Origin of the sequence: Fortiea contorta PCC 7126, assembly GCF_000332295.1 — a bacterium.
GTDB classification, from domain to species: Bacteria; Cyanobacteriota; Cyanobacteriia; order Cyanobacteriales; family Nostocaceae; genus Fortiea; species Fortiea contorta.
Genome location: NZ_KB235930.1, coordinates 3,398,886 through 3,419,050, shown reverse-complemented (window position 1 = coordinate 3,419,050; position 20,165 = coordinate 3,398,886). Strand labels below are relative to the sequence as shown.

The following is a 20,165-nucleotide window of genomic DNA, read 5'->3' as shown; positions in this document are numbered from 1 at the left end:
ACAATCTTTACTGATAAGTCATTTGTCTTCTGGCTTCGTATAACATCAAAGATGCAGCGATCGCCACATTCAATGACTCTACCCCCGGACTCAGGGGAATTTGCACTTGTGTGTCTGCCATTGCCGCTAAAGCAGGTGATAAACCAGCACCCTCATTTCCTAATAAAATTAAACTAGGTTTTCGCCAGTCCACTTGCCAATAAGTTAAGGTGGCGCTGGGCAAAGTAGCGATTACCTGCATTCCCTGTTGCTGACTTTGTTGGACTGTAGCTTTTAAATCTGTACTCACCGCCATTGCTAAACGAAACCACTGCCCAGCAGATGCACGCAGGACTTTAGGATTATCTAAATCTACACTATCTCCACTCACCCATAAACCAGTTGCCCCAGCCGCCGCTGCGCTGCGAATGATTGTCCCCAAATTACCAGGGTCTTGGACAGTTTCTAAGGCTAGGACTAAACCTGCTGTAGGTACTGGCGTTTGTATATAGTCCCGCTTTAGTGTTGCCACTACCCCGTCTGGTTGTATTGTAGTCGCGATCGCTGCTAAAATTTCTGGGCTGACGATTTCTGTGCGATCGCTGCGGCTACTAGCTTCTTGCCATAATAAGGGATGCGCTGCTTGCCATTGCGGGGTGCAGCACAACGCTGTTAATGGATGGTTCACCGCACAAGCTTCTTCTAACAAATGCGTCCCTTCCAATAAAAACATTTCCTGCTTCTGCCGCTCCTTGGTAGAATGCAGCTTACGAATTTGCTTTACTAAAGGGTTTTGTAAACTAGTCAACATAAACAGGGTGAAGTCTCAGATTTCATCCTTGATGATTTTAGTGCGGAACCCGGGACTTGAACCCGGAAGCCTTGCGGCACTAGAACCTGAATCTAGCGCGTCTGCCAATTCCGCCAGTTCCGCTGGCAATCTTTATTATACACAGATTCTAATTATTGCTGGTTTCTCCAGATTTGTCAAATACTTCCCAACCTCACCCACACACTCTGCCTTCAGAGTAGAAAAATCTTACCACTGGGGTAAAGTTGGATATCCATTCGCTTCTCAATTTTCAGATTGCCATAAAGCTTATCCACGCTAGTTTACAGTCGTCAGTTGTTACACAAAAAAATAGTTTTTTGCTAGTAAATTGACCTGGAAAATATCTATCAATCGACTCTTTACTGTAGAATCAAAACCAACTTCAAACCTTTAAATTTACAGATTTATCTTGGAGGTAGGCTTATTAATCCTTCTAGCAGCTTACCAGATGCAAAAACTTCACCAGAGGCAGACTCCTCAGTCTTGCAAATCTGGGGTGGGCATCCTTTGCAAGGGCATGTCAATATTAGCGGGGCTAAAAATTCAGCACTGGTGATTATGGCTGGAGCCTTGTTATGTTCTGGAGACTGTCGCATCCGGAACGTTCCCTTACTCGCGGATGTAGAGCGCATGGCTCAGGTGTTATTAGCTTTGGGTGTGCGTCTCACACGACAAAGCGACATTTTAGACATTAATGCCAGTGAAATTACCACATCTAAAGCTCCCTATGAACTAGTGACGCAACTGCGGGCGAGCTTTTTCGCTATTGGCGCAATTTTGGCGCGGCTAGGAGTCGCACAGATGCCATTACCGGGGGGTTGTGCCATCGGGGCTAGACCAGTTGATTTGCACGTCCGGGGACTGCAAGCAATGGGAGCCGAAGTGCAAATTGAACACGGCATTTGTAACGCCTATGTTCCCGGAAGCAGTAACCGATTAAAAGGAGCCAAAATCTACCTAGATACCCCTAGTGTGGGTGCAACGGAAACGTTGATGATGGCGGCTACCTTAGCCGATGGCGAAACCATGATCGAAAACGCTGCTAGGGAACCAGAAGTAGTTGACTTGGCGAATTTCTGCAATGCGATGGGTGCAAAGATTCAGGGTGCAGGTACTAGTACAATTACAGTTGTTGGTGTTCCTAAATTACATTCAGTCGAATACAGTATCATTCCTGATCGCATTGAAACAGGTACATTTTTGGTAGCAGGAGCCATTACCCGCTCAGAACTTACCCTATCCCCAGTGTGCCCAGACCATTTAATCCCCGTGATTGCCAAACTGCGAGATATCGGTGTCCCAATTATTGAGGAAGGGCCAGACTGCTTACGTGTCCGCAAATCTGCCACCCTTAGAGCCACAGATATTGAAACCTTGCCCCATCCAGGATTTCCCACGGATATGCAAGCACCGTTTATGGCTTTGTTGACCTTGGCAGAAGGAGATAGTTTGATTAACGAGTCTGTGTTTGAAAATCGCTTACGTCACGCCTCTGAATTAAATCGTTTGGGGGCGGATATTCGTGTCAAAGGAAACACTGCCTTTGTCCGTGGTGTACCGATGTTATCGGGTGCACCGGTTTTAGGCACAGACTTACGAGCGTCGGCGGCTTTAGTCATCGCTGGGCTAGCAGCCGAAGGACAAACTACCATTCAGGGACTAAATCATCTTGATCGCGGTTACGATCGCCTTGATCTGAAGTTACAACAATTGGGCGCCAGAATCTCTCGCCTCGGCGGAGTTTCGGCAGATGCACAAGTTACCAACTCCATTCATCCCTCAACATCAGTAACGACTTAGTAGCTAGGTGGGCATCGCCCACCCTACTTAAATCGTTATACTATCTGTGGGAGTCTGTTTATCTGCATTCCTCAGTTGAGTTGTTTCCTAGCTTGCTCCATCATGTCTTTCCTCAAAACCCCACTCCTTGGTTTAAAAGCTGACTCGTTTCGTCATCCCCTAGACTTAGAAGCCACAAAAGCTCTCCAGCAAATACCCGGTTTAGATATGGTGGTGCGAAATTGGTTAGGGCCAGTGGCAGAACAGGTTTTTTATGTAGAAAATATTGCTGCTAGCGTGCTGGTAGGTAAAAATCAACTGCCTGAACTACACAATTTGTTGTTGGCAGCTTGCACAACTTTAGATATCGAGCCGCCTCAATTATACGTCCGGCAACATCCGGCTCCCAATGCTTACACCTTTGCTATGCGCGGTAAGCAGCCGTTTATTGTTGTTCATACCTCTTTAATTGATATCCTGACACCAGAAGAAATTCAAGCTGTCATTGCTCATGAGTTAGGTCATCTCAAATGTGACCACAGCGTCTACTTAACTCCTGTCAATGTCCTGATCCTCGCCGCCGCTGCTTTACCGAATGTGGGGGCGTTCGTGGCTCAAGCTATCCAAGCACAACTTTTAGAATGGGTGCGCTGTGCTGAGTTTACCTGCGATCGCGCCGCTTTGCTAGCCACCCAAAACCCCAAAGTTGTTATGTCAGTTTTAATGAAACTTGCAGGCGGCTCTCCCAAACTAGCACCACAACTGAATCTTGACGCCTTTGTTGCCCAAGCCCGCGCCTATGATGACATCAGCAAGACTGAATTAGGCGAAATGGTCAAAGCCGCTCGTACAGCCCAATTAACCCACCCAGTCCCCGTATTGCGAGCTAGAGAAATTGACCGCTGGGCCAGCAGCCAAGAATATCAACTGCTCTTGCAATCCCCCACACACAAAAGCACTGAACAAGCCTTACCCCAAGGCGGCTGGCGCAATTGGTAAGTGAATTTTGGTCAATGCTCAAGCGCCATGAGAATAAATTCCCAAATTTAGGATTTAACTTAGTCACAAAACTATTTAATGGGGTATAATAGTAAAGTTGCACCCAAGGGCGGGTGGCGGAACTGGTAGACGCACCACACTCAAAATGTGGCGGCCTTGCGGTCATAGGAGTTCGATTCTCCTCCTGCCCACTGTATGTATTGACAAGTATCCACTTTTTGTATTACACTTGTAGTCACAACTAAATTACTTTATCCACAAAAGGTTGAAAGTATGCGACTCAAAAGATGGGAGTCACCCCGCCGAGAAGGCAGGAACGACAAAGGTAAAGGCGGTTCAGCCAGAAAGCGACAACTCAAAAAGCAAAGACAAATGCTCCGACAAAAGCTCAAAGAAGCTAACAAATCAGAAAACAACAAAAATAATCGTCAGGGGGAAGAGATTTTCATCTTCCCCCTAATTTTTGTGGCTTAGTTTATTAAGAAAAATTATTAACTGTTACTTCATATATATATTCAAAATTTAACGTTAATGACAAATGACAACCTACACGAATTACCTTTAATTGCACCAGCTTACTTATCTGTAGCGGGGTTGACTGATTATATCCGCTTGCTGTTAGAACAAGACCAGCAACTGCGACAAGTTTGGGTAACTGGAGAGGTTTCTAGTGCTAATCATCATCGTAGTGGGTTGTTTTTTACACTCCAAGACCCTGACGGGACAGCGGGAATTAAGTGTGTGGCGTGGAATAGTCAATTGGCTAAACTCGCACAGATACCAGTTCCTGGTGAACAATTAATTATTTTGGGTAGTATCCGCTTGTATCCACAGCGGGGAGAATACCAGTTGACGGTGTGGCAGAGTTTGCCGGCTGGTGCGGGGTTACAGGCGTTGCGCTATCAACAATTACGTAATCGCTTGCTGGCTGAGGGCTTGTTTAATCCTGCGAGAAAGCGAGGGCTTCCCACCCATCCCCAAACTATCGCTGTTGTCACCTCACCCACCGCCGCAGCTTGGGGCGATATCCAAAAAACACTGAAACAAAGGTATCCTGGGTTAAGAGTTTTGTTCTCTCCGGCAACCGTCCAGGGTGAACAAGCACCAGAATCGATAGTTAGAGCGATCGCTAGAGTAGAGCAAGACGGTCGCGCTCAGGTACTAATTTTAGCACGGGGTGGTGGTGCGGTGGAAGAATTAGCGTGTTTTAATGATGAACGGGTAGTGCGGGCGGTAGCTATTTGTTCCATCCCCGTAATTACTGGTATTGGTCATCAACGAGATGAATCTTTGGTAGACTTAGTTGCAGACGTGTGCGTGCATACACCAACAGCAGCAGCAGAAATAGTTATACCTGCGTTGTCTGATTTATATCTCCAACACCGCCGGCGTGTGAGTGCTTTACACGTAGCGACGGTGAATACTCTTAAAGTTGCACAAAATCGACTCCAGCAATTAAAGAACCGCTGGCGACGTTTGCGGTTAGATAGACAAGTCGAGCAAGAAGTAGATAGAATCACTTGGAAACGTCAGCAATTGTTGCAAGTGACGATGGGGCGATCAGAGCGAGCAAAGCAGCATTTAGAATTATTACAGCACAAGTTAACGAGTCTCGATCCGCAAGCTGTCTTACAGCGTGGGTACGCATTGGTACGGCGAAAAAATGGGGCGATAGCCCGTTCTCCAGATGACTTAGCTGTAGGAGACGAATTGTTAATTCAGTTGGGGCAGGGAGAAGTTAAAGTCGAAATTAGGGAAATTAAGGTTGATGGCTAAACGTAATAGTGCTTCTAATTCTGAAAGTTGGAGTTATGAAGCGAAAGTGGCAGAAATTGAAGGTATTATCACTCGCATTGAAGCGGGAGAGTTGGAACTAGCAGATGTTTTTGAGCAATTTGCTACCGCTATCGAGTCTTTGCGTCAATGTGAAAATTTTTTGCAACAACGACAGCAGCAAGTAGATTTATTGATTGAAACTTTAAGTGATAACTAACGATGTTTTTACCGAAAAATTCCCACTCATCATGAGTGAAATTTTTGGTCATCCTGTAGAAAACTTTCAAGCTTACACATCTGCATTCGGCTATCGTCGTTCTGCGACTGGGGGTGATGGTTGGGAATTTCACGCAGGTTTGGACATCGCCGCTCCACAAGGTAGTTATATTCGTAGTTGGTGGGGAGGTACCGTCATTAAAGTTGGCGATCGCAACGCCTGCGGCACCCATTTAGTGATTAAATCAGGAGAATGGGAGCACACTTATTGCCATATGGAAGGTAGCGTCGGTATCGCCTCTGGTCGTCGTTATTTCATCGACCGCGCCGGCGGAATTCAAATCTGGGAAGGTCAGCAAGTCCCCACCGGTGCCAGAATTGGGAGAGTAGGAATGACTGGACGCACCACCGGGCCCCATCTCCACTGGGGACTAAAATACGCTAACAACTATGTAGACCCCGCAATGGTGCTCAAGGAAATGTTTTCTCAACAACAAATCGCTAGAAAAGGTGGTTCAGGCGCTAACATTCAACAATCACAAGTCATCATTCAAGAATCAAAATTTATTAGAGATTCTGGTTATTAAAATAGGCGTGAGGAGCTAGGGAATAGAAATTTTCTGAGTTGATAATTCCCATCTCTTCAAACGTAAAAAATAATTTTCCATATCAGATATTTTGCGCTTTGTAGAGACGTTGCTTTTGCTTCGTCTCTACATGAAAATACAAGGTTGCAGCTTCTAATTCAAATTCAGCGTAATTTATCCAAGCAGGGAACTTTTAACAGGGATGTTTTTACTAAGTAAAAACGTTCAGGTGATACAGTCTTAGTTCCCTGTTTTAGAAAAATCTAAAACCCCATATTCTTGTTCCCCGTTCCCCGTTCCCTGTTCCCTTTTAATTCTAATGAGATACAGCTACTTTCTCATCAACTACCTGAGTGTGTTCCGCGACAATTTTGCGGAATAATTCACCATCAATTGTCTCTTGGTCTGCTAACAAATCTACTAACCGTTCCAATGCTATGCGGTTTTCTTGCAATAGTTCTTTGGCTTTGATGTAGCAATGACCAATAATTTCGCGGACTTGTGAATCAATTTTGCCAGCGATTTCTTCAGAATATTCTGATTTGCTCATCCAGTCGCGCCCCAAAAATACCTCTCCACTAGGATTTTCTAGCGATAATGGCCCTAATTCAGACATGCCGAATCGTGTCACCATCTGCCGTGCCATACTGGTTACTTGTTGCAGGTCATTTCCCGCACCAGTAGTTACTTCTGGCTTCCCGAAAACGATTTCCTCAGCAGCTCGCCCACCTAAAGTAGCTGTGATTCTGTCTTTGAGTTGGGAACGAGAAATTAAGCCTTGTTCTTCATTGGGTGTAAACCAAGTTAATCCTAGCGCTTGTCCACGGGGAATAAGTGTGACTTTTTGTACAGGGTCGTGGTCTTTGAGTAAAGTCCCGACTAAGGCGTGTCCGACTTCGTGATAAGCAATCAAGCGTTTGTTTTTGCTGTCTACCAAAGCTGTACCTTCCATCCCGGCGACTACCCGGTCTACAGCATCATCAATTTCTAAGAGGGTAATCGCTTCTTTGCGTCTTCTGGCGGTGAGAATAGCCGCTTCGTTGAGTAAATTCGCTAAATCCGCGCCGGTGAATCCAGGAGTGCGACGAGCGATCGCATCTAGAGATACACTAGAGTCTATCTTCTTATTGCGGGCGTGGACTTTCAAAATCTCTAGTCTACCTTTCAAATCAGGTGCATCAACAATCACCTGTCTATCAAAGCGTCCTGGTCTAAGTAACGCTGCATCCAGCACATCTGGGCGGTTAGTAGCCGCAATAATAATGATGCCCGTGTTACCTTCAAAACCATCCATCTCCGTGAGTAGTTGGTTGAGGGTTTGTTCTCTCTCATCGTTACCGCCACCGATACCCGCACCTCTTTGTCGTCCCACAGCGTCGATTTCGTCGATAAATATCAGACAAGGGGCGTTATCTTTAGCTTTCTTGAACAAATCTCGCACACGAGACGCACCTACACCCACAAACATTTCCACAAATTCTGAGCCGGAAATACTGAAAAATGGTACACCCGCTTCCCCTGCGATCGCTTTTGCTAGTAAAGTTTTACCAGTACCAGGAGGGCCAATTAACAGCACACCTTTGGGAATTCTTGCACCCACAGCCGTAAATCTTTCTGGCTGCTTGAGGAAAGTCACCACTTCTTGTAGTTCTTCTTTCGCTTCCTCTATCCCAGCCACATCATCAAACTTCACACCCGTTTTTGCTTCCATTTGGAAGCGGGCGCGAGATTTGCCAAAATTCATCGCTTGGCTAGAAGCGTTAGTAGAACGGCGCAGGAACAACAGCATCAAAGCCACCAGCGGCAAAATCCACATCAAATTAATCAACAACCCCACCGCCGCTCGACTATTAGCCGAAGAGACTTCTGCAAAATCCACATTTCTTTGTTTGAGTTTGTTAATTAACTCCGGGTTTTGCTCCAAAAGTCGCACCTGTATCGGCGAATCTGATTTCTGTCCGGTTAAAGTCACCTTAGCTATCTGTTCAGCTTCGTCCAGCTCAAGTTTTGTCACTTCTCCTTTGTCTATTTTCCTAAGTAACTCACCATAAGTTAGGGTTTCCCGTTCTGCTTTTTGCTGCGCTAAGACCGGGCTAACACCGATAACTCCCGGTGCCATCATCAAACTAGCTGCTAATGCACCAGTCAAAGCCAGACGCTTTGCTAATGGCTGTTTCTTCAATGCCTTGTTCCCAAAAGTTGTCATAATAATTACCTTCTGTCTGCTGGCATCAGCTGAAAGCTGGCTTTATGCCTATTCTTCATTACAAAGATTGCAATAACTGGAAATTACTGTTTTCTTATCTAGTCTAGCTTCCACACCCCACCATTCCCACTACCCCCTTATTGACCTTTTTTGACATAGTACGCCGTTACTCGTTAAAATAAACATAGTCGTAATGACTTTGATTTGCATCAACTTCCTATTCCTAACTCAACAGCGTTGTCTATTCATCCTGAAGGCATGTAACTCACAAGCATGTAAAAGCTAGGATGCTTACCATGACAGTAATTTTTCAATTTAGATAATTTGTGGGTGAATTATGGTAAAAATTGTTGGTATTGGTGGTAGTTTAAGAGCCAACTCCTATACTCAAATCGCTTTGCAAATAGCCGCCCAAAGAGTGCGAGCACTGGGTGCAGAAGTAGAAATTCTCGATTTGCGGCAGTTGCAGCTACCATTTTGTGACGGTGGAAAAGACTATTCACAATATCCAGACGTACAGCTATTGCGGGACACAGTAAGTCGCGCTGATGGCTTAATTTTAGCGACACCAGAGTATCACGGTGGCGTCAGCGGCGTCCTGAAAAATGCATTAGATTTAATGACTTTTACAGAACTCTCCGATAAAGTCACTGGACTAATCAGTGTGTTAGGGGGTCAGTCTAATAGTAACGCCCTTAATGACTTGCGGCTAATTGTTCGTTGGGTGCACGGTTGGGTGATTCCCGAACAAATCGCTGTGGGACAAGCCTACAGCGCTTTTAGTCCCGAAGGAAAATTGTTAGATGAAAAACTCTCCCAGAGGTTTGATCAATTTGCTCAAAGTTTGGTGGACAATACTCGCAAACTGCGGGGAGTGAATTAGGGAGAATAACGACAAGAAAGTCTACGCGTTATTTTGGCCGTCGCATCGGAATTGGGAAGAGTTACTAATAGCGCCACTTGCAATCTATAAAAATTCATTGTGCAAGTGGCGCCGAGTTTTTTATTTTTGTTTAATGGTGGTGGTGATGACCCAGAGCTAAATGCGGGTTAACTGTCACAGATTCTTGGTTACTCAACTCGCCAATTTGAAGATTCGCCCATTCAGCCGCCATCGCTAGAAATTCTGGATGGTCATTAACACAAGCCATTTGTACATAGTTGACACCAGAATGCTTCTTCTCTAAAGCATGGATAATATGGTGCACATCTAATAAAGTTTCATGGTTTTCTGTGGCAAAGCCAATCGGCATAAATATTACCACTTTCGCACCCAATTGAATCAAGTTATTAGCCGCTTGCTCTGCATTGGGTAGCGTCCACTCAATTAAGGGTGTGTCATGGTTAAGCCAACCCACCGAAATTAAAGGATACTTGTGAATTAACTGCTCTCGAACTAAATCGTATAGTGCTTGACTCTCGGTAATTCCAGAAGTAAAGCCCTTAGCTTTATGAGGACAACCGTGGTTCATCAAGACAATACCGATTTGGGAAGGGAGGTAAGTAGCAGCCAAATCAGCAGTAATTTTCTCCTCCACTAAACGAGCCATCAACTTGATGTAATCTGGCTCGTTGTAGAAAGAAGGAATATAACGCAGTCCTTTCACCCAATGTTGCTCGCCTCCATCCACTTGCGCCAAAGCATTGTTTACTTGCTCAACAGCAATGCCACTAGTGAAAATAGAATCAACAACCAGTAGCGGATAAATGAGGATTTTTTCAAAACCTTGGTGCTTAATTTCCGCTAAAACTTGATGCGGTAGAAAGGGAGCACAGAAGTTAAAAGCCTTAAAAACTTGGATGCGATCGCCCCACTTTTGCTGTAAATTATTCTCAATACCAGCCCGCTGCTTCTCAAAAATTGCGTTGTGTGGGGAGATAAAATCATGGTGTGTGTGTCCCCACTCATGGCGGTCAAACAATGCTAAAAGCTTGGCTAAGGGGGGATAAATCCAAGTGGGGACTGGTGCGAATTTTGCCGTTAGTAAATTTAGCGCTTGTTCATTATAGTTAGCGAAATCCTCATAGCTTTCGACTTCGCCGTAGCCCATCAGCAAAACGGCTACCCTGTCGTGATTTGATAGATGTTCGTGGGTGTGTTGTAGTTTTTCCGGCGTAGCAACCACAATAAATTCCTCAATGTAACCAGAATAGAAAAGTAGCTAGAAAACAACTGGCTTGATTGCTTCCATAACTAGTCAAATCTTATCCCTTCCAGGGGGATAGGATAATCACATTAATGATAACTAGACTTCACGTTGCATATGCCGCAGACTGGCTCAGAGATAAAAAAAATTTACTTAATTCAGAACTAGGTATTGGGGAGGTGGGGAGGTGGGGAGGTGGGGGGATGGGGAGTGTGGGAGGTGTGGGAGGTGTGGGGGGTGTGGGGAAATAACTAATAAACCTCTTGCAAAATTACCTTTTTTACTCTCTGTTCCCTGTTCCCTGCGATGCACTGAAGCTCACTCGAAGTGTTCCCTGTTCCCTGTTCCCTGTTCCCTGTTCCCTTTTTACTCTCTGTTCCCTGTTCCCTGCGATGCACTGAAGCTCACTCGAAGTGTTCCCTGTTCCCTGTTCCCTGTTCCCTGTTCCCTTTTTGGATGATTTTGATTGATTAACTCTTGACAAATAACTCATAATGAACATCATTATTTGCCCAGGAATTCACGAGCCAGAACTCACCGAAAGCTTTGTGTCAGGATGGTTAGATAGACGCCTGGAGATTTTCATGGCATCAACACCAGTGAATATATTTATTTATCCTGGCAGAGATTGTTTAACTTTATCCGCAGTAAACATTGTAGAGTTTTTGGGCGATCGCCTCAAACAGCGGCAAAAGTCCCCGGTGATGTTTATCAGCTTTAGCGCTGGAGTAGTCGGGGCCATAGTAGCCGCCTCCTGGTGGCAACACTTGGGAGGTAATATCAAAGCATTTGTAGCTATAGACGGATGGGGAGTGCCACTATACGGGGATTTTCCCATTCATCGAATGAGCCATAATTATTTCACACACTGGAGTTCATCTTTACTGGGTAGTGGGCAAGATAACTTTTATGCCGAACCTGCGGTGGATCACTTATCTATGTGGCGATCGCCTCAAAGCATACAAGGCTGGCGGCTAAAAAGCAACCAAGCTCCCAGTTGCCTCAGTGCAGCAGAATTTTTACATCTGTTATTAAAACACTATGAAGAAAAATAGTCCGGAAAATAGAGTTAGTAAATGGGAGTGAGGAATAGCCAGTTTAATGTCAGAGAATACGGACATGAGGAACATGAAAGCGAATAATAACTATTTGCACCCCCAAATCCTCATCCACCCCCACCCCATCATCTACCCTAGTCACCACTCCCAAATATCCGATGTTTCCAACTGAACCTGCTGCTGTGAATAATGGGTTTAGCGCACTGCTAAAAAACCGTGGTTTTTTGCTCCTATGGATTGGGCAACTAGTTTCCCAATTAGGAGATAAAGTATTCTTCGTTTTGATGATTGCTTTATTAGAAAATTACCCGCCCCCTCCAGGATTAGCAGAAAACTCAATGTACTCAGCATTGATGGTGGCGTTTACCATACCAGCAGTTCTCTTCGGTTCTGCAGGTGGTATCTTTGTTGACCGCCTACCCAAAAAGCTGATTATGGTGGGATCGGATGTATTGCGGGGGTTAATGACGTTGTTAATTCCGTTGTTACCACGTCAATTCGCAATTTTATTAATACTCACTTTTGGTATTTCCACTGTCACCCAGTTTTTCGCCCCCGCTGAACAAGCTGCTATTCCCTTGTTGGTAAAGCGCGAGAATTTAATAGCCGCCAATGCCTTGTTTAGCAGCACCATGATGGGAGCCTTAATAGTTGGCTTTGCCATCGGCGAGCCAATTTTAAGTTTGGCGAAAAGCTTGCTGGGAGAAGATTATGGGCAAGAAATTATTGTTAGTGCATTATATTTACTGTCAGCGGCTATTATGCAGCCGATTAAATTTAAAGAACACAAAGCCATAGATGAAGACTCACAAGCAGCAGTGAATCCTTGGGCTGAATTCACAGGAAGCCTCAAGTATCTCCGCAAGAACCGTCTAGTGCTCAATGCGATGTTGCAACTGGTGACATTGTATTGCGTATTTGCAGCTTTAACCGTTCTGGCAATCAGACTAGCCGCAGAATTTGGTTTAAAGGAAAAACAATTTGGCTTTTTCCTCGCCGCAGCTGGGGTGGGTATGGTTTTGGGTGCAGGGTTTCTGGGTCATTGGGGTGAAAAATGCCATCGCAAGCCCTTACCTTTAATTGGATTTGTGATGATGGCGCTAGTTTTAGGAGTCTTTACTTTCATTCACAACCTAGCAATAGCTCTAGGACTTTGTGCATTATTAGGTGTGGGTGCAGCTTTGATTGGCGTACCGATGCAAACTTTAATTCAACAGCAAACACCACCCACAATGCACGGTAAAGTCTTCGGTTTTCAAAATCATGCTGTCAATATTGCCCTATCTATACCTTTAGCCATTACAGGGCCACTGACTGACGCTTTAGGTTTGCGTTCTGTCCTCGTCACCATGAGCATTGTAGTTGCAGTTGTAGGCGTTTGGGCTTGGCGCAATACTCGCAGAGTTTTACAAGACGTAATTTAAAACATCCAACATAACTCATTTCTCCCCATCGCCCCATCTCCCCACCTCCCCATCTCCCTACCGCCCCATCTCCCCACCTCCCCATCACCCCACCTCCCCATTGCCTATTCCCCTAAAGTCATGCAAAATTGAAATTTATATCAAGATTTGATAGAGCTTTTCCATTAAAATGAAATCTTGACTACAGAATTTCAGCATTAACTTAGCTACTCTCTGAGGTTTGACAGTGCGATCGCTTCCCCGAACCAATCCCCAAACCGAGAATCACGCCCAGTCTTTGACTTCTATCTCTACTGCGGTGACTCCCAAGCGTGCATCTGGTGGTTTCGCTTTGCTTGATAGTCTCCAACGCCACGGAGTTAAATATATTTTTGGCTATCCAGGTGGGGCAATTCTACCGATTTATGATGACCTCTACAAGGTAGAAGCAACCGGCAGTATTAAGCATATTTTGGTCAGACATGAACAAGGTGCATCCCACGCAGCTGATGGTTACGCCAGGGCTACAGGTAAGGTGGGAGTCTGTTTCGGCACCTCTGGCCCAGGGGCGACTAATTTGGTAACGGGTATCGCCACTGCTTATATGGACTCGATCCCGATGGTGGTGGTGACAGGACAAGTAGCACGGGCAGCTATTGGTACAGATGCGTTTCAAGAAACTGATATCTACGGCATCACCCTACCCATTGTCAAACACTCCTATGTAGTCCGTGACCCTCAAGATATGGCTCGGATTGTCGCCGAAGCATTCCACATCGCCAGTACCGGGCGTCCAGGGCCAGTGCTAATTGATGTCCCCAAGGATGTAGCTTTAGAAGAATTTGATTATCTACCCGTAGAACCGGGTACGGTGAAGCTCCCCGGCTATCGTCCCACTCTCAAGGGCAATCCTCGCCAAATTAATGCAGCTTTACAGTTAATTAGTGATAGTCGCCGTCCATTACTATACGTCGGTGGGGGAGCGATCGCATCTGCTGCCCATGAGGAAGTTAAAGAACTCGCTGAATTATTTAATATCCCCGTCACGACAACTTTGATGGGCATTGGCGCTTTTGACGAACATCATCCCCTATCCTTGGGAATGTTAGGAATGCATGGCACCGCCTACGCTAACTTTGCTGTCACTGATTGTGATTTATTAATTTGCGTTGGTGCGAGATTTGATGACCGGGTGACAGGCAAATTAGATGAATTCGCCTCCAAAGCCAAAGTCATTCACATCGATATCGACCCCGCCGAAGTTGGCAAAAACCGTATCCCAGAAGTGCCCATTGTCGGCGATGTCCGCAGGGTGTTAATTGACCTGTTACGGCGCTGTAAGCAAACAGGAATCAAAGCCACACCCAACCAGAACCAAGAATGGCTGAACTTAATTAACCGCTGGCGGGAAGACTATCCCCTAGTCGTACCCCACCACCCCGACACCATCTCCCCACAAGAAGTGATTGTGGAAATAAGCAATCAAGCGCCCCACGCTTTTTACACCACAGATGTCGGTCAGCATCAAATGTGGGCAGCCCAATTCCTCAAGAACGGGCCCCGACGCTGGATTTCTAGCGCCGGCTTGGGCACGATGGGTTTTGGCGTCCCCGCAGCTATGGGTGCGAAGGTAGCTTTTCCCGATGAAGAGGTGATTTGCATCAGTGGTGACGCCAGTTTCCAAATGTGTTTACAAGAATTAGGCACGCTGGCACAATATGGGATAAATGTCAAGACTGTAATCATCAACAACGGCTGGCAAGGAATGGTGCGCCAATGGCAGCAAGCCTTCTACGGCGAGCGCTACTCGTGCTCAAATATGGAAGTAGGGATGCCAGATATCGAGTTGTTGGGCAAAGCTTACGGGATCAAAGGCATGGTGATCAGCAAGCGAGAAGAACTCAAAGATGCGATCGCCCAAATGCTAGCACATAACGGCCCAGTGGTTGTGGATGTCCGCGTCACCAGAGACGAAAACTGCTACCCCATGATAGCTCCAGGTAAGAGCAACGCCCAAATGATCGGCTTGCCAAAACACCCGCCCAAAACTTCTGCAGAGCCAGTTTATTGTAGCCATTGCGGCTCGAAAAACCAGCCCACCCACAACTTCTGTTCTGAGTGCGGGACTAAACTTTAGCTGAGTGAGACGTGAAATCTCACGTCTCCATCCCATCTGGATTTACCATCGCCAGGATTTTGATTGACTCGGAGCGCTCACAAACTTAGCTCCGAACATACTTTTTACCTAAATGGCTGAAAATATTACAAGATTGATGACACACTTAAATATACGCATCTGAAAATAGTAGAGACGTTGCTTTTGCTTCGTCTTCAGTCAATTTTCAGACAACCCATGATTGATTTCTGGACATGTCCACTGTATATACAGGCGAATATTGAGAATTTGCCACCAGAGTTAACCATCCCTCCACAATTTTGACTTTTATTGGATTTTAGGATAAACACATGAAAGATAAGCTGATGCTGATGATTCCTGGGCCGACGCCGGTACCAGAAGCCGCCTTACTCGCATTAGCCAAGCACCCAATTGGACACCGGACTAGTGAATTTAGCAACATTTTGGCAGAGGTGACAGAAAACCTCAAATGGCTGCATCAAACTCAAAGCGATGTGCTGATGCTGAACGTCAGCGGTACTGGTGCGGTGGAAGCGGGAATTATTAATTTTCTATCTCCAGGCGATCGCATTTTGGTCGGCTCTAATGGTAAATTCGGTGAACGCTGGGTAGAAGTTGGTCAAGCCTACGGTTTAAATGTCGAACCAATCACCGCTGAATGGGGAAAACCCCTAGACCCAGCGCTGTTTGCAGAAAAACTCGCAGCAGACACCCAAAAGCAAATTAAAGCCGTCATCGTCACCCACAGCGAAACCTCAACAGGTGTACTCAACGACCTAGAAACCATCAACCGCCATGTCAAAGAACACGGTGAAGCTTTAATTATTGTTGATGCTGTCACCAGTTTAGGTGCATTCAACCTCCCCGTGGATGCTTGGGGTTTGGATATAGTCGCATCAGGCTCGCAAAAAGGTTATATGATACCTCCTGGATTGGGATTTGTTGCCGTCAGTCCCAAAGCATGGGAAGCCTACAAAACCGCTAAATTACCCAAATATTATTTAGATTTAGGCAAATATCGCAAATCAACAGCCAAAAACACCACACCATTTACTCCTCCTGTGAACTTAATTGTGGCACTGCACACCACCTTAGGGATCATGAAAGAGGAAGGTTTGGAATCTATATTTAGTCGTCACGAACGACACAAAAATGCTACCCGTGCGGCAATTAAAGGATTGAATTTACCCTTATTTGCGGCAGATAATTGTGCTAGTCCCGCAATTACCGCCGTCGCACCACAAGAAATTGAATCAGATAAGATTCGGTCTTTGATGAATAAGCGCTTTGATATTGCTTTAGCCGGCGGTCAAGACCATCTGAAAAACAAAATTTTCCGTATTGGTCACTTGGGTTTTGTCAGCGATCGCGATATTCTCAGTTGTATAGCCTCCTTAGAAGTTGTCCTCTCGGAACTCGGCTATGAAAACTTTACTCCCGGCGCTGGTGTAGCAGCCGCAACTAGAGTGTTTGTCTAATACTCATTGGTGCTAAATTGATTTTCACATCTTTATAAATCAACCTGAGTTCGGGACGCAGATTAATCGCTGATTGTCATCAACCTAATAAATCTAGTTTTTAACTTGATTGGCTTTTACCTTAATACGCTTAACCCGAACTCAGGTTAACTACTTTCGCCACCGATTAAGCCAATCTACCTGACCAACCCAATCTGCTGCTTCTGCCTCAGATAATAGGCTATCTAATGCCGCAATCAAATCTGAAAGTGACCAACTGTTTTGAGCAGCAAGGATAATACCGCCATGTTGAGGATATTGTTGCGCTAGAACAATAAAGTCTCTCACGTTGAAAGTAAAGATACATCTGCCCTGAGCAGTTGAGCGTAATAATTGAGTTTCATCACTAGCATCTAAAGGCATCCAGTCATTTGGTGTGCGAGTGATATCATGATTTTTAGATACCAATGCTGAATGCAGCGATTTACTTGAGGTATCTGCATCCAGATGAAGCTTGAGTTTAACCATTAGCAATTTCTAAGGATTGCTCTGAAGAGATTGCTGCGTCAATCTGCTCCTGATTTACTGCATAAAAACTCAAAGCTTCTTTTACCTGTCCTTCAGTCAGCTCATACTCATCAGCAATCTGACTTACACTCATACCCCATTTTTGAGAAGCGATCGCCACGGTCTGTACTCGAATTCCCGTTCCTTTAATGACTGGTACAAGTTGTCCATTTGCTCCCTGACGATAAGCAATTTGTGGAAATGATCCTTTGAGGGTACTTACTTTCTCTGTTACAGCCCAGAGAATAAATTGGTCGAGCGAAATCCCCTGACTCTGAGCTAATTGCTCAATTTCATGCTTCAACTGGTCAGGTAAATTTAGGGCATATGCTGTCATTTTCAGTTTTTAGTTGCTGGCTCTAGAAACATCATATGCTGAATCTAGATCCACATGCGCTTAACCCGAACTCAGGTTAAATCATCAAAAAAGCGAGTTGGTTTTTCAACTCGCTTTTTGGGATGTCAATAAATAGAAATGGTAAATATTTGTTTCCCTGTTTGCTAGCTTTAGCATCAGGCAGGGTACACGTGACATAAATCAATTCTCCTGCATAAACTGCTCTTAGCTAAACAGTTTCCAGCCAATCATAAATTTGCTCTAACTGTTCTAGGGTAATTAACCCATATTGCCAAAGAATCATGGGTAAAGGGCCTGGGTCTTGCTCCCTGTGTCGCAGCGCTACTGCTAAAGAAGCTGTGGAAATTGCTAAGTCTTCTTGTAAAAAATGAATTAGTCGAACATAAGTTGATGGTGTCATTTGTAGCTCACCTCCTTGTGCAGAGTTTATTGTCATATCTCAGCCTGCCCTTTTTCAGTAGCTAGTAGCCAGTATTTTAAATGTCACTGTAGTGTTACCGATTAAACACTACTCAAAATAACAATCTCTGATTATGGATAGGAAAGCTACGATTCTTTCGCAACTCATTTATTCAATTTTTCAATAGAACTTTTCCTAAACACATTGATTGTGTATTTTTATTGCAGTAACTTATTTAATTTTGCGCCTAGTCACAGAGGTTCCATAGTTTATAGTCTCTTATTTGCAACTAGTTACACGTACGCCAAAAGGATGATTTTTGTGATCAAACTGTAAAACTTGATCTTTGTCTCTAGACAAACAAGCTTTGTTTGGTCAAAAAAATTTGATCACAAGTATAAAGAGTGTAAGTCTACCGTTAATTGTTCAAGTAAGGATGAAAAATTGAGTTTTTGGCGTTAACCATATTTCATTTCCTTAAACATCCCCCAATGGAGAGGTTTTGTCAAAACCAACGGGTAGCTTAAGAAAACACAGCATTTTTCTCATACTCAAGCGTGGTCTGTGCGATCGCCGGAAATAAATTCAGACTTCAAACTTTAGTTAATTCAAAATAAATTAAATAAAATCTCCGTAGCTAGATATTTTAACACAGTAAGTGATATTTTTTTTACAAATCAATAAAGTTTTCACATCACACCATCTGTACAATCAAAGACCATTCAAACTCCGATTACCGCAATTCTCCGGAATTTAATAATTCAATTTTTACACGATCACCCGCCTTGAGCGTCAGTTCCGCAGATCGCCCAGAGCGTAGTTCAATCACCGTATCAATTGGTGTATTGGGGCCATAAGTTGAGCAAGGTTCACTAACACAGGGAGGAGCAGCCACTTGAATATACTTCACAACCCCGTCCCGCATAAATACCATATCTAGAGGCACAGGTACATTCTTCATCCAAAACCTCACTGGCTGGGCTGTAGCAAACTGAAACAACATTCCCCGGTCAGGCGCTAAAGCTGGTCGATGCATCAATCCCATCGCCTGCTGTTCTGGTGTCTGCGCTACTTCCAATTGAATTTTAGTCCCGTTAGGAGCCACAGCTTGAGCAGAAATGGGTAACTGTTGTCCAGAAGGCGTAGTTGCTGGCGTCGGTGAACCAGAGAGGGTAGGAGGTTTGGCTGTTGTGGGTAGAGTACAGCTAATCAGCAGAACACTTAACAGTAGGGAAAGAAAATTGAGCCGATGAGTCATATCGTTGTTTATTCTGTCATTAAAGCTACGATTTTACATAATTTTATGAAAAAAACCCACGGTTGATGATTATTTTTTGTCAAAAAATAGTTGAGTCTGAGTTTGATAATGAGTTTATGTCCTCAACTATCAGTCTTGAAATTCACAAATCCCACCTTGATGAAAGATGGGATAAATGCATCTTCTTGTGTAGCTATCGTCACTCCTCTATTTACCCTTTAGGATTCTCTCAAAACATACCCTACACCCCGCACCGTTTGAATCAGGCGCTTTTGACCTTCATCTTCAATTTTTAGGCGTAGGTAGCGGATGTATACTTCAATCACATTTGACTCACCCATAAAGTCATAGCCCCAAACATTTTCTAAAATTTGTTCGCGGGTTAACACCTCACGGGGATGTTCCATTAAGAATTTTAAAAGTTCAAATTCTTTCATAGTTAAATCAATTGCACGCCCGTTGTGAATAGCACGACGGGTAGCGATATCTAAAACCAAATCACCAAAGCGCAATTGCTCTGTAGTATCGACATCAGGCTTTAAATACAAGCGAATTAACTTCAAAAAGTCTTCTGAACGGTAAGGCTTGAGAATATAATCATCCGCGCCAGCTTCTAAACAAGCCACGCGGTCATCAACTGTATCCCTAGCCATCAGCACCAGTACCGGCGATCGCGTACCAGTACTTCTAATATTTTTGCACAGTGAAAGTCCTGATTCTCCCGCCAGCATTCTATCAAGAACAATCAGAGACGGCTGGCGATCGCGGCTGTATCGTAAACCACTAGCAGCATCATTAGCTAAAAGGGCTTCATAACCAGCCTCCTGCAAATCGAAAGAAAGTTGATTTGCTAGAGTATCATCGGTTTCGATCACTAAAACACAGGGATTATGAGCAACTGTCATATAAATTTGTGATATTGGATCTAGGATTTGTTTGTACCAACCTTCCACAAGCAAGTTAGCACATGAACTAAAGATGTAAATTACCCGTTTCTCAGTTGAGT

Annotated in this window: 20 protein-coding genes and 2 tRNA genes; 13 read left to right on the top strand and 9 right to left on the bottom strand. The window is 44.6% G+C overall.

Annotated elements, in window-relative coordinates:
• Nucleotides 1-7 precede the first annotated feature (7 nt).
• Together MIC7126_RS0115745 and MIC7126_RS0115740 are read right to left on the bottom strand one after the other, a co-directional pair.
• A complete protein-coding gene (locus MIC7126_RS0115745) occupies nucleotides 8-790 on the bottom strand; it encodes a TrmH family RNA methyltransferase (protein WP_017654121.1) in 783 nt (260 codons plus the stop codon).
• Nucleotides 791-831: 41 nt separating this feature from the next.
• Nucleotides 832-913: transfer RNA gene (locus MIC7126_RS0115740), tRNA-Leu, on the bottom strand.
• 321 nt (nucleotides 914-1,234) lie between these two features.
• Between MIC7126_RS0115740 and murA the strand changes: the two genes are divergently transcribed.
• From murA to MIC7126_RS0115705, 7 genes are all read left to right on the top strand, one after another.
• Complete coding sequence (murA, locus tag MIC7126_RS0115735) at nucleotides 1,235-2,611, top strand: UDP-N-acetylglucosamine 1-carboxyvinyltransferase (RefSeq protein WP_081603036.1); 1,377 nt, start codon at nucleotides 1,235-1,237, stop codon at nucleotides 2,609-2,611.
• A gap of 102 nt (nucleotides 2,612-2,713) precedes the next feature.
• Entirely contained in the window at nucleotides 2,714-3,589 is an 876-nt protein-coding gene (locus MIC7126_RS0115730) for a M48 family metallopeptidase (protein WP_017654119.1), read from the top strand.
• Nucleotides 3,590-3,696: 107 nt separating this feature from the next.
• Nucleotides 3,697-3,780: transfer RNA gene (locus tag MIC7126_RS0115725), tRNA-Leu, on the top strand.
• Nucleotides 3,781-3,862: 82 nt separating this feature from the next.
• On the top strand, nucleotides 3,863-4,063 hold the full coding sequence (locus MIC7126_RS0115720) for a hypothetical protein (protein ID WP_017654118.1): 201 nt from the start codon (nucleotides 3,863-3,865) through the stop codon (nucleotides 4,061-4,063).
• Nucleotides 4,064-4,120: 57 nt separating this feature from the next.
• Nucleotides 4,121-5,365 carry an exodeoxyribonuclease VII large subunit gene (gene xseA, locus MIC7126_RS0115715; protein ID WP_017654117.1) on the top strand — a complete coding sequence of 415 codons (1,245 nt, stop codon included), beginning with the start codon at nucleotides 4,121-4,123 and terminating at the stop codon, nucleotides 5,363-5,365.
• Complete coding sequence (gene xseB, locus MIC7126_RS0115710) at nucleotides 5,358-5,582, top strand: exodeoxyribonuclease VII small subunit (protein ID WP_017654116.1); 225 nt, start codon at nucleotides 5,358-5,360, stop codon at nucleotides 5,580-5,582. Before xseA ends, xseB begins: the two co-directional genes overlap by 8 nt.
• Before the next feature lie 31 nt (nucleotides 5,583-5,613).
• The gene (locus tag MIC7126_RS0115705; protein ID WP_069108575.1) at nucleotides 5,614-6,168 is read left to right on the top strand and encodes a M23 family metallopeptidase; all 555 of its coding nucleotides are present in this window, start codon (nucleotides 5,614-5,616) and stop codon (nucleotides 6,166-6,168) included.
• A 316-nt stretch (nucleotides 6,169-6,484) separates the two neighbouring features.
• Here MIC7126_RS0115705 and ftsH read toward each other — a convergent pair whose 3' ends face one another.
• The gene (ftsH, locus tag MIC7126_RS0115700) at nucleotides 6,485-8,374 is read right to left on the bottom strand and encodes an ATP-dependent zinc metalloprotease FtsH (protein ID WP_017654114.1); all 1,890 of its coding nucleotides are present in this window, start codon (nucleotides 8,372-8,374) and stop codon (nucleotides 6,485-6,487) included.
• A gap of 337 nt (nucleotides 8,375-8,711) precedes the next feature.
• On the opposite strand from ftsH, the gene MIC7126_RS0115695 reads away from it, so the two are divergent.
• Nucleotides 8,712-9,257 (top strand): NADPH-dependent FMN reductase, encoded by a 546-nt coding sequence (locus MIC7126_RS0115695; RefSeq protein WP_017654113.1) that lies wholly within the window; start codon nucleotides 8,712-8,714, stop codon nucleotides 9,255-9,257.
• A gap of 130 nt (nucleotides 9,258-9,387) precedes the next feature.
• Here MIC7126_RS0115695 and MIC7126_RS0115690 read toward each other — a convergent pair whose 3' ends face one another.
• Nucleotides 9,388-10,500: a ferrochelatase gene (locus MIC7126_RS0115690; protein ID WP_026100301.1), complete on the bottom strand. Its 1,113-nt coding sequence runs from the start codon at nucleotides 10,498-10,500 to the stop codon at nucleotides 9,388-9,390.
• A gap of 113 nt (nucleotides 10,501-10,613) precedes the next feature.
• Here MIC7126_RS0115690 and MIC7126_RS31305 point away from each other — a divergent pair, with 113 nt between their 5' ends.
• From MIC7126_RS31305 to MIC7126_RS0115655, 5 genes are all read left to right on the top strand, one after another.
• Entirely contained in the window at nucleotides 10,614-10,772 is a 159-nt protein-coding gene (locus tag MIC7126_RS31305; RefSeq protein ID WP_017654111.1) for a hypothetical protein, read from the top strand.
• A gap of 243 nt (nucleotides 10,773-11,015) precedes the next feature.
• Entirely contained in the window at nucleotides 11,016-11,576 is a 561-nt protein-coding gene (locus MIC7126_RS0115675) for a hypothetical protein (protein WP_017654109.1), read from the top strand.
• A gap of 161 nt (nucleotides 11,577-11,737) precedes the next feature.
• Nucleotides 11,738-13,003, top strand: coding sequence for an MFS transporter (locus tag MIC7126_RS0115670; RefSeq protein WP_017654108.1), 1,266 nt, complete (start codon nucleotides 11,738-11,740; stop codon nucleotides 13,001-13,003).
• A gap of 220 nt (nucleotides 13,004-13,223) precedes the next feature.
• The gene (gene ilvB / locus MIC7126_RS0115660; RefSeq protein ID WP_017654106.1) at nucleotides 13,224-15,119 is read left to right on the top strand and encodes a biosynthetic-type acetolactate synthase large subunit; all 1,896 of its coding nucleotides are present in this window, start codon (nucleotides 13,224-13,226) and stop codon (nucleotides 15,117-15,119) included.
• A 329-nt stretch (nucleotides 15,120-15,448) separates the two neighbouring features.
• Nucleotides 15,449-16,597, top strand: coding sequence for a pyridoxal-phosphate-dependent aminotransferase family protein (locus tag MIC7126_RS0115655; RefSeq protein WP_026100299.1), 1,149 nt, complete (start codon nucleotides 15,449-15,451; stop codon nucleotides 16,595-16,597).
• Nucleotides 16,598-16,747: 150 nt separating this feature from the next.
• Here MIC7126_RS0115655 and MIC7126_RS0115650 read toward each other — a convergent pair whose 3' ends face one another.
• The 5 genes from MIC7126_RS0115650 to nblR all read right to left on the bottom strand — a co-directional run bounded on the left by MIC7126_RS0115650 (nucleotide 16,748) and on the right by nblR (nucleotide 20,064).
• Nucleotides 16,748-17,104, bottom strand: coding sequence for a DUF5615 family PIN-like protein (locus tag MIC7126_RS0115650; RefSeq protein WP_017654104.1), 357 nt, complete (start codon nucleotides 17,102-17,104; stop codon nucleotides 16,748-16,750).
• Nucleotides 17,097-17,480 (bottom strand): DUF433 domain-containing protein, encoded by a 384-nt coding sequence (locus MIC7126_RS0115645; RefSeq protein ID WP_017654103.1) that lies wholly within the window; start codon nucleotides 17,478-17,480, stop codon nucleotides 17,097-17,099. Before MIC7126_RS0115645 ends, MIC7126_RS0115650 begins: the two co-directional genes overlap by 8 nt.
• A gap of 229 nt (nucleotides 17,481-17,709) precedes the next feature.
• Nucleotides 17,710-17,937, bottom strand: coding sequence for a DUF2949 domain-containing protein (locus MIC7126_RS0115640; protein ID WP_017654102.1), 228 nt, complete (start codon nucleotides 17,935-17,937; stop codon nucleotides 17,710-17,712).
• Between the two features lie 697 nt (nucleotides 17,938-18,634).
• A complete protein-coding gene (locus tag MIC7126_RS0115635) occupies nucleotides 18,635-19,159 on the bottom strand; it encodes a DUF192 domain-containing protein (RefSeq protein WP_017654101.1) in 525 nt (174 codons plus the stop codon).
• Nucleotides 19,160-19,377: 218 nt separating this feature from the next.
• Complete coding sequence (nblR, locus tag MIC7126_RS0115630; RefSeq protein ID WP_026100298.1) at nucleotides 19,378-20,064, bottom strand: response regulator transcription factor NblR; 687 nt, start codon at nucleotides 20,062-20,064, stop codon at nucleotides 19,378-19,380.
• Nucleotides 20,065-20,165 lie beyond the last annotated feature (101 nt).